The organism is Brevundimonas sp. GW456-12-10-14-LB3 (assembly GCF_059424365.1).
The window spans coordinates 132,649-145,474 of sequence record NZ_JBWKZJ010000003.1 but is presented as its reverse complement, the minus strand read 5'-3'; the positions used below and the strand labels follow the sequence as shown (position 1 = coordinate 145,474).

General features: G+C 66.0%; 11 protein-coding genes. 8 read left to right on the top strand and 3 right to left on the bottom strand.

Annotated elements, in window-relative coordinates:
* The first annotated feature begins 22 nt into the window (after positions 1 to 22).
* Positions 23 to 700: an SDR family oxidoreductase gene (locus AC07XS_RS02545; protein WP_182713558.1), complete on the top strand. Its 678-nt coding sequence runs from the start codon at positions 23 to 25 to the stop codon at positions 698 to 700.
* A gap of 12 nt (positions 701 to 712) precedes the next feature.
* Here AC07XS_RS02545 and AC07XS_RS02540 read toward each other — a convergent pair whose 3' ends face one another.
* On the bottom strand, positions 713 to 1,381 hold the full coding sequence (locus AC07XS_RS02540) for a J domain-containing protein (RefSeq protein ID WP_054766181.1): 669 nt from the start codon (positions 1,379 to 1,381) through the stop codon (positions 713 to 715).
* 45 nt (positions 1,382 to 1,426) lie between these two features.
* Between AC07XS_RS02540 and AC07XS_RS02535 the strand changes: the two genes are divergently transcribed.
* From AC07XS_RS02535 to AC07XS_RS02525, 3 genes are all read left to right on the top strand, one after another.
* Complete coding sequence (locus AC07XS_RS02535) at positions 1,427 to 1,732, top strand: BolA family protein (protein WP_054766996.1); 306 nt, start codon at positions 1,427 to 1,429, stop codon at positions 1,730 to 1,732.
* A gap of 83 nt (positions 1,733 to 1,815) precedes the next feature.
* The gene (locus tag AC07XS_RS02530; protein ID WP_182713557.1) at positions 1,816 to 3,633 is read left to right on the top strand and encodes an ATP-binding protein; all 1,818 of its coding nucleotides are present in this window, start codon (positions 1,816 to 1,818) and stop codon (positions 3,631 to 3,633) included.
* A 105-nt stretch (positions 3,634 to 3,738) separates the two neighbouring features.
* Positions 3,739 to 5,427 (top strand): cisplatin damage response ATP-dependent DNA ligase, encoded by a 1,689-nt coding sequence (locus AC07XS_RS02525; protein ID WP_054766179.1) that lies wholly within the window; start codon positions 3,739 to 3,741, stop codon positions 5,425 to 5,427.
* Positions 5,428 to 5,448: 21 nt separating this feature from the next.
* Here the strand turns inward: AC07XS_RS02525 and AC07XS_RS02520 are convergent, their stop codons facing one another.
* Complete coding sequence (locus AC07XS_RS02520; RefSeq protein ID WP_182713556.1) at positions 5,449 to 6,879, bottom strand: serine hydrolase; 1,431 nt, start codon at positions 6,877 to 6,879, stop codon at positions 5,449 to 5,451.
* A 244-nt stretch (positions 6,880 to 7,123) separates the two neighbouring features.
* Between AC07XS_RS02520 and AC07XS_RS02515 the strand changes: the two genes are divergently transcribed.
* Positions 7,124 to 7,603 (top strand): phasin family protein, encoded by a 480-nt coding sequence (locus AC07XS_RS02515; RefSeq protein ID WP_182713555.1) that lies wholly within the window; start codon positions 7,124 to 7,126, stop codon positions 7,601 to 7,603.
* A 59-nt stretch (positions 7,604 to 7,662) separates the two neighbouring features.
* Here AC07XS_RS02515 and AC07XS_RS02510 read toward each other — a convergent pair whose 3' ends face one another.
* Positions 7,663 to 8,151, bottom strand: coding sequence for a nuclear transport factor 2 family protein (locus AC07XS_RS02510; protein ID WP_054766177.1), 489 nt, complete (start codon positions 8,149 to 8,151; stop codon positions 7,663 to 7,665).
* Between the two features lie 167 nt (positions 8,152 to 8,318).
* Here AC07XS_RS02510 and clpS point away from each other — a divergent pair, with 167 nt between their 5' ends.
* The 3 genes from clpS to AC07XS_RS02495 all read left to right on the top strand — a co-directional run bounded on the left by clpS (position 8,319) and on the right by AC07XS_RS02495 (position 12,734).
* On the top strand, positions 8,319 to 8,648 hold the full coding sequence (gene clpS, locus AC07XS_RS02505; protein WP_054766176.1) for an ATP-dependent Clp protease adapter ClpS: 330 nt from the start codon (positions 8,319 to 8,321) through the stop codon (positions 8,646 to 8,648).
* A gap of 13 nt (positions 8,649 to 8,661) precedes the next feature.
* Entirely contained in the window at positions 8,662 to 10,965 is a 2,304-nt protein-coding gene (gene clpA / locus AC07XS_RS02500; protein WP_152950651.1) for an ATP-dependent Clp protease ATP-binding subunit ClpA, read from the top strand.
* 92 nt (positions 10,966 to 11,057) lie between these two features.
* The gene (locus AC07XS_RS02495; protein WP_182713554.1) at positions 11,058 to 12,734 is read left to right on the top strand and encodes a class I SAM-dependent methyltransferase; all 1,677 of its coding nucleotides are present in this window, start codon (positions 11,058 to 11,060) and stop codon (positions 12,732 to 12,734) included.
* Positions 12,735 to 12,826: the final 92 nt, after the last annotated feature.

The window sequence follows — 12,826 nt, the reverse complement described above, 5'->3', positions numbered from 1 at the left end:
GGGGCTTGGCGGTTGTCGGATCATGAAGAGAGCAATCGTCACAGGAGGCGCCGGCCTGATCGGCGCCGGCATATGTCAGGCCCTGGCCAGCGAAGGCTGGCAGGTCGTCTCGTTCGACAAGAAGGCCGCCGCGCCGGGCACGCGGCAGATCCTGTGTGACGTCAGCGACGAAGCCTCGGTCGCCGCCGCCTTCGAGGATCTGGGGTGGTCCGAGCTCGATCTTCTGGTCAACAACGCCGGCATCGCTGATCCCGCGAATGGTCCGTTGGCGGAATTGTCGCTGGAGGCATGGCGCCGCACCCTGGACAGTCACCTGACCGGCGCCTTTCTGATGAGCCGTGCGGTCATTCCCCGCCTGAAGGAAGGGGCAAGCGTCGTCAACATGGCTTCGACCCGCGCCTTCATGTCCGAGCCGGAGACGGAAGCCTACGCCGCGGCCAAGGGGGCCCTTGTCGCCCTGACCCACGCCATGGCGATCAGCCTGGGGCCAAAGGTGCGGGTCAATGCGATCGCGCCGGGGTGGATCGCTGATCCTGACGATGTGACCGCTGCCGACCATGAGCAGCATCCGGTCGGTCGGGTGGGGCGGGCGAAGGACGTCGCCCAGGCCGTGCTCTATCTAGCGGCGGCCGAGTTCGTCACAGGACAGGTGCTGACCCTGGACGGCGGGATGACGCGAAAGATGATCTACGCCGACTAGGGGCGAGCTGTCCTAGGCCAGGCCCGCTTTCTTCAGCGTCTTCCAGGCCTTGATCACCCGCTGTAGCTTGGCCTCGGCGCCGCGGTCCCCGCCGTTGGTGTCGGGATGAAAGCGCTTCAGCATCTCGTGGTAGCGGGCCTTGACCGCCGCCTTGTCCGCGCCGGGCTCCAGGTCCAGATCGGCCAAGGCGCCGCGCTCCAGCTTGCCGACGCGCCGATCCTCGGTCGGCGACTGGGGCGCCTGATCGCCGCGACGGCCGAAAAGGCCGAAACTGTCGCGCCATGAGCCGGCGCCTGTGGTGTTCGACGTACCCATCTTCGCCGAGAAGGCGGCGGCTTCGCGCGTGAATCGACCCGCCTTCATCTCCCAGGTCGGGCGTCCGCCCGTCATGGCCTCGTTTTCCTGAGCCGCGCGAATCTCGCCTTCGGTCATGCCGGCGTAGAAGTTCCAGCCCTTGTTGTACTCACCCGCATGGGCCTGGCAGAACTCATAAAAGTCGTTCAATCGTTCGCGCGACTTGGGCGCCTTGGCGGTTGCGGCGCGGCGGCAGTCCGGCCACTGGCACGGCTTTTCGCCGGGCTTGAGATGCAAAACATCCGCCTGGGCCGCTTCCTCCTCGGCCTTTGGCGGCTTCACGCGAATGTCGGTGAATCGCGGCTTGTATTGAAAGGAGGCGGACATCACACGAAGTGTAGTTCGGATTTGGACCTCTTCAAGGAAACGATCATGTCAGACGGGCCCGTGGCGACGATTATCCGTGAAAAACTGACCGCTGCGTTGTCGCCGCAACGTCTTGAGATCGAGGACGACAGCTGGCGGCACGCCGGCCACCATCACGAGGGCGGCATGGACGCCCAGCCGGGTGGGGAGAGTCATTTCAACCTTGTGATCGTGTCGTCCGCCTTCGAGGGCGTTTCGCGAGTGCTGCGCCAGCGCCGGATCAACGACCTGCTGCGCGCCGAACTGGCCGGGCCTGTACACGCCCTGTCCATAAAGGCCCTGACGCCGGCGGAGGCCGTTCACAGCGTCTGATTGCGGCGGAGACCAGCGTTCACTCCGTCTTAGAACCTTCGTACTAGCGTCGCGCCTTACAAAGAACGTGGGGGCGGGTTCATATGGTTGAATCGGACGGTGTTGCTAAGACATTTCCCGGTGATCGGCGCGCGGGCGACCCGGCCCAGGCCCTGACGGCCATCCTGCAAACCCAGTATCTGCGCTATGTCATCATCGCCTCCTGGGCCCTGGCGCTGTTGGGCACCGCCCCTTGGTGGCAAGCTCTGATCTGGTTCGTGATGACCCTGGGGGCCGGCACGATCCGGGGCGTGGTTGAGCACAAGCTGCGTGATCGGGTGGAGGCAGGCTGGGGCATGGTCTTCCCAGCGGTCGCGACCGTCACCACCGCCGCCTGGGCCGTCGCCCCCCTGATGGCCTGGTACTCCGGCGCGGTTTTCGGCCAGGCTTTGGCGGTCGGCTTCATCATTTGCGGCTATGTGCTGGTCTTCGCCCAGCTTCGTAATTCGCCGCTGCACGCGATCATCGTCTCGTCGCCCTATGGGGCGGCGGCGGCGATCATGTTGCTGAGCTGCTGGGGCGAGCCTCAGTTCTGGTCGATGATTGCGGTGCTGCCGTGCGTGGTCGCCGTGCTGTTCGTGCTGGTGACCATGACCATGTTGCGCGAGAGCCGGATCGAGGCCTTCCAAGCCCACCAGGCCCATCTCATCGAAGAGCTGGAGGCCGCCCGTGACAAGGCGGATGCGGCGAACCAAGCCAAGTCCAACTTCCTCGGCGTCATTTCGCACGAGCTGCGAACGCCGATGAACGGCGTCCTCGGCGCGGCGCAGCTGCTCAGCGCAACCCGGCTGGAGGCCGCCCAGCGCGAATATCTGTCGATCATCCGCAACTCCGGCGACAACCTTCTGTCGCTGCTGAACGACATTCTCGACATGACCAAGATCGAGGCCGGCAAGATGACCTTCGAGGTCGTCGATGTTGTGGTGGAGGACCTTCACCGTCGGATCACCGGACCCTTCGAGGCCCAGGCCGAGGCCAAGGGTCTGACGTTCGCGTCTGAACTGGAAGGCGAGATTCCGGCGGTCGTGCGCGGCGATCCGCTGCGCGTCTGCCAAGTCGTGCAGAACCTGTTGTCCAACGCCGTGAAATTCACCGACGGCGGCGAAATTCTCTATCGCGTGCGCGGCACGCGCATCTCCGATCGGCGCGTCGGCTTTGAATTCTCGGTGACGGACAGCGGATCGGGCATATCCGAAGCGGATCTGGCCCGGCTGTTCCAGCCCTTCACCCAGGTGGACGCCTCATCCACGCGGCGCTTCGGCGGAACGGGCCTGGGTCTGACCATCGCACGCCGGATGGCCAACATCATGGGCGGCGACATCACGGTGGACTCCGAGGTGGGGCGCGGATCGTGCTTCACCCTGACCGTAGAGGCCGAGGTCGTGGAATGGCTTCGCCCTGTCGCGACCGGCGCCGTAGAGGCCGAGGTCGAGGAAGGGGTTGCGCTGAGGGTGCTGGTGGTCGAGGACCACCCCGTCAACCGCATGATCCTGGAAGCCTGGATGAGCACGGCCTCCCACGCCGCCGTCACGGCGGAGAATGGACAGTTGGCCGTAGAGGCGGCGTCCGAACAGCCGTTCGATCTGATCATAATGGACGTCAACATGCCGGTCATGGATGGGCTGACGGCGACTCGGCGCATTCGGGACGGAGACGGGCCGAACGCCGACACGCCGATCGTTGTGCTGTCGGCCTCAGCCCGCAGCGAGGATCACGAAGCCGGGCTGGAGGCCGGCGCGGACGCCTATCTGACCAAGCCGATCGACTTCGCCGCCTTGGCGGAGATGATGGGCCGTGCCGCCGGCGGGCGCGCAGCCCTGAGCGCTGCTGAGGATTCGCCGAGCCAGTCGGCCGCAGCCTGACGCGACTGATTTAAGGGGGCGCGCAAGGCGCGGCGGCGGGAAACCTCCGTCGCCTTCTTCGTTCTGGGCTGACGGCGCCGCTCGCCGCGGCCAGACTGGATCATCATGCGCGCCTTCGCCGAACTTCTGGATCGCCTGTCTTTGACGGCGTCGCGCAACGCCAAACTGGTGCTGGTCCGGGACTATCTGAAGGCGACCCCCGATCCGGATCGGGGCTGGGCCTTGGCGGCCCTGACGGGGGATCTGACCTTCGACGCCGCCAAGCCGGCCATGATCCGAAAGGCGGTCGAAGGGCGGGTCGATGCGACCCTGTTCGGCTGGTCCTACGACTATGTCGGCGACCTGGCCGAGACCGTCGCCCTGATCTGGCCCGGTCAATCGGATCATCGCCCCAACCGCGAACCCGAACTGGGCGAGGTGGTGGACGCGCTGCGCGCTGCGGGCCGCACCGAGGTTCGAGCCTTGCTGGAAACCTGGTTGGACGCTCTGGAGCCGAAGGGGCGATGGGCCTTGCTGAAGCTGATGACGGGCGGACTGCGGGTCGGTCTGTCGGCGCGCCTGGCCAAGACGGCGGCGGCCATGATGCGCCCCGCCGAAGCGGTTGCGCCTCCTAAGGCGGAAGGCGGGGAGGCGCGTGCGGTCCTGGAGCCGGTGGACGTATCGGCGGTGGAGGAGGTCTGGCATGCTGTGGACCCGCCTTACGCTGATCTGTTCGCCTGGCTGGAAGGTCGCGCCGAACGGCCGAGCCCCGATGCGCCTGGACGGTTCAGGCCGGTCATGCTGGCCGTGGCCGTCGATGAGACGGCCGATCTGCCGCGGCTCGATCCAGCCGACTACGCCGCCGAATGGAAGTGGGACGGCATCCGCGTTCAGGCGGTGGTCGAGGGCGGTGTGCGCAAACTGTGGTCGCGCACCGGCGACGAGATTTCAGCCGCTTTTCCTGACGTGATGGAGACCCTAGCCTTCGCGGGCGCCTTGGACGGCGAACTGGTGGTCTGGCGGGACGGGGCCGTGGCGCCCTTCGGCGATCTGCAGCAAAGGCTGAACCGCAAGACGGTCGACGCCAAGGCCATGGCCGCCTTTCCCGCCGCCGTCATCGCCTATGATCTGCTGGCCGATGAGACCGGCGATTTACGGGCGCTGCCCCTCAGAGACCGCCGCGCCCGGCTGGAGGCGCTGGTCGGCGCCCATCCCGAGGCGCGCCTGCATCTCTCGCCTCTGGTCGATTACGCAGACTGGACGGAGTTGGCGCGGCTGCGGGCCGATCCGCCGGTCGGGGCGGCGGCCGAGGGCTTGATGCTGAAACGGTGGGACAGTCCCTATGTGGCCGGCCGACCAAAGGGGCCGTGGTTCAAGTGGAAACGTGATCCCCACGTCATCGACGCCGTTCTGATGTACGCCCAGCGCGGTCACGGCAAACGGTCGAGCTTCTACTCAGACTACACCTTCGGCGTCTGGACCGAGGCGGGCGCGCTGACCCCCGTCGGCAAGGCCTATTTCGGCTTTACCGACGAAGAGCTGAAGCAGTTGGACAAGTTCGTGCGGGACCATACCGTCGAGCGGTTCGGACCGGTGCGGTCGGTTCGGGCAGAACGGGATTTCGGCCTGGTGCTGGAGATCGCATTCGAGGGCCTTCAACGATCGTCGCGGCACAAGTCCGGCGTCGCCATGCGCTTTCCCCGCATCAGCCGAATCCGCTGGGACAAGCCGGCGCGCGAAGCCGACACCCTGGACGGGGTGATGGATCTTCTGGACGCCCTGGAAAGCGGCGGCGGACGGGTGGCTCGGAGTTGACGACCCGCGCCGGTTGCGGCGTCAGTCCGGGCGCACGACCATGCAGGTGACGCGACGTTCCGACAGAGCCTCGCACGCCGCCTTGGCGGCGTCCTCGGTCAGTCCGGTGAAGCGCGACCGGTACCATTCGCCCGCCGTCTGAACATTGCGTTCGGCGTTGGCGAATTGGGTGCGGAAGCGGCGATTGACCTCCGTCAGCCAGTCGGAAGCGACCTTTTCATCCTTGAAGGCGCCGACCTGAACAGCCCACCGGCCTGAGGCGCGTGATGGGGCGGCCCTTGCGGCTTCGCGGGCGGGCGGCGGCGTGGTTCGGCGCGCAGGCGCCGCAGCGCCGGATCCACCGTTCAGAGAGGCGGTGAGGTTGGCGGGCGCCCGACCGGCGGCGTCGGCGGCGGCGCGCCGTTCCGAAGGGGCGGGCGTGACGCGAGTCGGCAAAACCGCCGGGGCCGGCGCCGCCGTATAGGCCACGGCCGAGGTTTCGCCCCCGATGCCGTCTTCGTCGTCCGACAAGGCGGCGTAGGCCACCGGAGCGCTGGGCGACAGGGCTTCGGAGCCGACGCCGAAGCCGCGCTGTTCGAAGAAGGACTGGGCGATCTGGATCGACTCGCCCTGCGCCCGCCGCCGTTCGACCTCAAAGCCCGTGTCCATCAGTTCGGCGACATGGGCGTTGCGGCTGGCGCTGGAGCGACCGCCCAGCACGACGGTGATCAGCCGACGTCCGTCGCGCACCGCAGAGGCGGCGAGATTGTAGCCCGAGGCGTTGGTATAGCCGGTCTTCATCCCGTCATAGCCGTTTCCAGTGGGCAGGAGACCGTTGGTGTTGCGATAGCTGCGGCCGTTGTAGGCCCAGTCATGCAGGCCGAAATAGCTGTAGTACTGGGGAAAGTCCCGCATGATGGCGCGGGCCAGGATGGCCTGGTCGCGGGCTGAGGTCACCTGGCGCGCGTCGGGCAGGCCGTTGGCGGTGAAATAGCGCGTCTGGGTCATGCCCAACTGTTGGGCCTTCTGCGTCATCAGGCTGGTGAACCGGCTTTCGGAACCGCCCACATGTTCGGCGATGGCGACGGCCATGTCGTTGGCCGACCGCACGGCGGTGGCGCGCATGGCGTCGTCCAGGGTGATGGTCTGACCCGCCGCCAGGCCAAGTTTCGACGGCGGCTGGGAGGCGGCGTGGGGCGAAACCGTCAGGACGTCGTCAGCCTTGACCCGGCCCTGAGACAGGGCCTCGAAGGTCAAATAGAGCGTCATCATCTTGGTCAGGGAGGCCGGATAACGACGGGCGTCGGCATGGCGCGAAAACAGAACCTCGCCCGAGGCGGCGTCTATGACGATGGCGGCGTAGCGGCTGTTTTCCTGGCTTTGAGCCTGGGCTTCGATCGGCCGGACGTTCGCGCTGAACACCAGCGACAGGGCGAGAACGGCGAAGAGACCACGGCGGAACAGTGAAAGCATGGGCGGATACGACCCTCGGTGAGCAGGGTGCGACAGGCCCCCCGGCCGACGCGATTGGAGGTCTAGCATAGGAGAGGCGGGTTTCAGGGTGGTTAACCGATCATCAACGCGAATTTGAAGAGCGAGTCACGAAATGGTGCAATGCACAATGATCCTTGATTTTTGTTCGCTTGTGCAGCATAAAGGTGATGACCCTGGGTCAACTAGATTGCGCCGTCCCTCCAAACCAATCGGAAACATGACCATGGCCGACACCGCCGAAACCATTAAGAAGACCGCCGATTCCGCCGCCAAGGCCCAAAACCAGGCTCAGGCCCATGCCGCCGATTTCCAAGCCGCCGGCGCCAAGGCGCTGCGTGAAGGCATCGACAAGTCGGTCGCGTCGCTGACTGAACTGAACGCCCACGGCAAGAAGAACCTGGACGCCGTGGTCGAGTCGGCCACCGTCGCCCAGAAGGGCGCCGAAGCCCTGTCGCAACAGGCTCTGGGCTTCGCCAAGACCAGCTGGGAAGACGGCGTCGCCGCCGCCAAGGAACTGTCGACCGCCCGCTCGGTCCAGGAGTTCTTCGAACTTCAGACGACCTGGGCCAAGAAGTCCATGGAACGCTATATGTCCGAACTGGCCAAGACCAACGAGATCGTCACCACGACGGTCAAGGACAGCCTGAAGCCCATCAATGAGCGCGTCACCGCCTCGGTCGAGACCTTCCAGGCCGCCCGCTAAGTCTGGCGATCGAAGCATTCGAAGGCCCCGAGGTTCGCCTCGGGGCCTTTTCTTTGTCTTCAGGGCAGGGGCGTGTGGTCGTAGCTGAAGACGCGCGCCAGCTTCCAGGTCTCGCCCTCGCGCTTCCACATCTGGGTGAAGCGGGCGCGGCCGACGCGGGTTTCGGGGCCGTCCCCGCGCCTCTCATAAAAGACGTGTTCGCCGGTTTCGACGGCGCCGTAGTTTTCGATCGGATAGACCGCCACCGCGTCCGCAAGCGCTTCGCGTCGAGACCGCCAGGCGTCCGGCGCAAGGCGGTCCTGACACCGATCGGCGTACTGGGCCACGAAACCGTCCGCATCCGTCGCCACCCGACCGCCCCTGTCGTCGAAGAATTCGAAATCGTCCGTAACGAGCGTCCGCAGGGTCGCAGGGTCGCACGCTTCGAAGAAGACGGAAAAGAGCCGGGCGTCCGCCGCCATGACCGACTCGCGCAGGGTCTGGCCCGGCGAGGGGGCGGCGAGCAGCGCCAATGCGGCCAATGGCGCGGCGGCGAGGGCGACGGACATGGGGGCGACCTTTGATTGGGGATGTCCCAACCTGTGGCGAAAGGGTTGCGGGATCACGTGAATCTTTCGTCAGCCTCCGCTCACGAAAGCCGTGACTGGACGCCGCTTCAAATCAGGCCATCATTCCCTATCTGATAGACAAGACGACTCCCCGATACGGAACACGAATGCCCATACAAAGGCCCGGTGAAACAGGCGGCGGACAAGGAACCGCCGTCGTCACCGAAACAAAGCCCAAGCTTCAGAAGCCCTCGCTTTACCGAGTGCTCATACTGAACGACGATTATTCGCCGATGGAATTCGTCGTCTATGTCCTGGAACGATTCTTCCAGAAGAGCCGGGAAGAAGCCACCCGCATCATGCTGCATGTGCATCAGCATGGCGTGGGGGTCTGCGGCGTCTACACCTATGAAGTCGCCGAGACCAAGGTCGCGCAGGTCATCGAAACCGCGCGCCGCCACCAGCACCCGCTGCAATGCACGATGGAAAAGGACTGAGAGGAGCCTCCCTATGCCTTCATTTTCCCGTCCTCTCGAAGAAACCCTGCACCGCGCCGTCGGCTACGCCAATGCGCGCCGGCACGAATACGCCACGCTCGAACACCTGTTGCTGGCCCTGATCGACGACCCGGACGCCGCCAATGTCATGCGGGCGTGCAATGTCGATCTGTCGGCCTTGAAGGCGGCGCTGAACCTCTATGTCGACAATGATCTAGCCGCCCTCGCCACGGCGGACGGCGAGGACGCCAAGCCGACGGCGGGCTTCCAGCGCGTGATCCAGCGCGCGGTCATCCACGTCCAGTCCTCGGGTCGCGAAGAGGTGTCCGGCGCAAACGTGCTGGTCGCCATCTTCTCGGAGCGCGAGAGCCACGCCGCCTACTTCCTGCAAGAGCAGGACATGACCCGCTATGACGCGGTCAACTTCATCGCCCACGGCATCGCCAAGAAGGCCGGCGCCGGCGAGACCCGTCCCGCCAAGGGCGCCTCGCCTGAGGAGGCCGAAGACCAGTCAGCGGTCAAACAGGGCGGCGAGGCGCTGGAAGCCTATTGCGTCGACCTCAATGAGAAGTCGCGCCAGGGCAAGGTCGATCCACTGATCGGCCGTCAGGCCGAGGTCGAACGCTCGATCCAGATCCTGTGCCGCCGGACCAAGAACAATCCGCTGCTGGTCGGCGACCCCGGGGTCGGCAAGACCGCCATCGCCGAAGGCCTGGCGCGCAAGATCGTCAACGGCGAGGTGCCCGACGTCCTGAAGGACGCCACCATCTATTCGCTGGACATGGGCGCTCTTCTGGCCGGCACCCGCTATCGCGGCGATTTCGAAGAGCGGCTGAAACAGGTGGTCAAGGAGCTGGAGAACCACGACAACGCCGTGCTCTTCATCGACGAGATCCACACGGTGATCGGCGCCGGCGCGACCTCGGGCGGGGCCATGGATGCGTCGAACCTGCTGAAGCCGGCCCTCGCTTCGGGTTCGCTGCGCTGCATGGGATCGACGACCTATAAGGAGTATCGCCAACACTTCGAGAAGGACCGCGCCCTGGTGCGCCGCTTCCAGAAGATCGACGTCAACGAGCCGACGGTCGAGGATACGGTGAAGATCCTGAAAGGTCTGAAAACCTATTACGAACAGCACCATAAGGTTCGTTACACTGACAGCGCCGTGCGGACGGCGGTCGAGCTGTCGGCGCGCTACATGACCGACCGGAAACTGCCGGACAAGGCGATCGACGTGATCGACGAGGCCGGGGCGTCGCAGATGCTGCTGACCGAGTCCAAGCGCAAGAAGGTCATCGGTCAGAAGGAGGTCGAGGCCGTCATCGCCAAGATGGCCCGCATTCCGGCCAAGTCAGTGTCCAAGTCGGACACCGAGAGCCTGCGCGAGCTGGAGGTCGATCTGAAGCGCGTGGTCTTCGGGCAGGAGCAGGCGATCGAACAGGTGTCGGCGGCGATGAAGCTGGCGCGGGCGGGTCTGCGTGATCCGAACAAGCCGATCGGCAGCTTCCTGTTCAGCGGTCCGACCGGCGTCGGCAAGACCGAGGTGGCGCGTCAGCTGGCCTCCACCCTCGGCATCGAGATGCAGCGTTTCGACATGTCCGAGTACATGGAGCGGCACACCGTCAGCCGCCTGATCGGGGCGCCTCCCGGCTATGTCGGCCATGACCAGGGCGGTCTGCTGACCGACGCCGTCGATCAGCATCCCCATTCGGTGGTGCTGCTGGACGAGATCGAGAAGGCGCACCCGGACGTCTACAACATCCTGCTGCAGGTGATGGACAACGGCTTGTTGACCGACGCGGTCGGCAAGAAGGTGGACTTCAGGAACGTCATCCTGATCATGACCACCAACGCCGGCGCCGCCGACAACGCCCGCGCCTCCATCGGCTTCGGCCGCGGCAAGGTCGAGGGCGAGGACGAAAAGGCCATCCAGCGTCTGTTCGCGCCGGAGTTCAGGAACCGCCTGGACGCCATCGTGGCCTTCAAGCCGCTGCAGGCCGACACGATCCGCTCGGTGGTGACCAAGTTCATCCTTCAGCTGGAAGCCCAGTTGGCGGACCGCAACATCACCATCGAACTGACCGACGAGGCGGCCGACTGGCTGGCCAAGAACGGCTTCGACGAACTGTACGGCGCGCGTCCGCTGGCGCGGGTCATCCAGGATTCGATCAAGAAGCCGCTGGCCGACGACATCCTGTTCGGGCGTCTGACGCGCGGCGGACACGTCAAGGTCCAGCTGAAGGACGGCAAGATCGACTTCGACATCAAGAGCGCCGGCGGCGTTCCGGCGAAGTCGGAGGAAGAAGAGACGGCCTGATCGGGCCTGACCCACGACGAGTAGAAGGCCCGGGCGTCTCCGCCCGGGCCTTTTTTCATGCGCGGCGCGCACGGCGGCGGCATACTGGGTCGATGGGGCAGGTTGAACAGATCGAAGAGGCGGCGGCCTTGCTCGCCCAGGCCGAGCGGCGGCTGGCGGACGGGGACCTGCACGGCGCCTTCGCGGCCTACAAGGCCTGTCTGAAAACGGCGCCGGATTTCGCTCCCGGACTGGCGGGTCTGGGTCTGTTCCTGGCCGAGCACGGCGATCCCGGAACGGCGACCCAACTGCTCAGCCGCGCTACGACTGTCGGGGATGACGTGCTGCGGCGGCGGATCGCGCCGGATTTCGCGCGTCTGCTGGCGGGCCTGACGCCCAATGCGTGGAACGCCGTACTGGATCGCGACCTGCAGACGTGCCTGGCCTCTCCCACCGTCGATCCCCAGACGCTGGCGCGGGTGACCGCCGAGACCCTGTTGCTGAAGCAGGCGCAGTTCGATGGATCGGCGTCGATGCTGTCGGACATGGGCCGCGATCCGCTGTGGCTGGCCTTCCTGACACGGTGCGTGAACGTCAGCCCGGCCATGGAGACCCGACTGGAGACCGTGCGCGACGCCCTGGTGGAGATGCTGACGGAGGGGGACAGGCCGGACCCCGCGATAGGCGTTCTGATCGCCGCCTTGGGCGTCAGCGGGTTCGCGTCCGAATATGTCGCGTCGGCGCGGCAGGCCGAGGGGGCGGCGGCTATCTTGTACAGGCCGCCGGCCCCGGCAGACCTGTCCGCCCTGGGCGAGGGCGAGATCCAGGCTCAACTGATCCGCCGCGCCGTTGACGAACCGGCGCGCGAGCGGGATCTGGCCCGGACGGTTCCCGCTTTCACGCCCCACGGTGGAGACGCCGTCTCCGAAGCGGTCAAGGATCAGTACGAAGCCAATCCTTATCCGCGCTGGTCGGCGCCGCCTTCGCCTCGACCTCGACCGCTTCGTGAAGTCGTTTCAGTCTTGCCGGGGTTGGATCGTAAAGCCTTCGGCGATCGTGTGGAGACGATGCTGATCGCCGGATGCGGCACGGGCTTCGAGCCCATCGACCTGGCGCGGATGGACCCTTCGCTGGCGATCACCGCCATGGACCTGAGCCGCGCCAGCCTGGCCCACGGCATGAGGGTGGCCGAGGACCTGGGTCTGACGCAGATCCGGTTTGTTCAGGGCGACATCCTGAAGCTGGACCAGGTTCAGGCGCGGTTCGACGTCATAACCAGCACCGGGGTGATCCACCATATGGCGCGACCGGAGGACGGGCTGGCGCGGCTGGCGGGCGTTCTGCGGCCCGGAGGCGCGGTGCGGCTGGGGCTCTACAGCGAGCGGGCGCGGGCGGTGGTGCGGGCGGCGCATGATCTGATCCGGGAGCGGGCCTGGACGCCGGTTGAGACGGACATCCGGGCGTTCCGCGCCCATGTTCTGGCCTTGCCGGAGGGCGAGCCTCTGGCGGCGCTGAGGGAGAGCGCGGACTTCTACAGCCTCAGCGGCTGCCGCGATCTGGTGTTCCATGTGCAGGAGCATCGCTACACGCCGCCCCTGCTCGGCGAACTGATCGCCGGGGCGGGTTTGAGGCTGGTCGGGTTCGAGGCGTCGGCGGAGGCGAAAGCGGCCTTTGCGACGGCCTTCGGGCGCGCCGACCCGCTGGATTTGCAGCTATGGGATCAGTTGGAGACGCGCCAACCCCGGCTGTTCGCCGGCATGTACCATCTGTGGGCGCAGAGGCCGGCCTAGGTGGACCTTCCCCCGCTTGCGGGGGAAGTGTCAGCTCGTCGAGCGTAGCGAGACGGCTGACGATGGGGGAAGTCTTCTTCCAGCCAAACAAG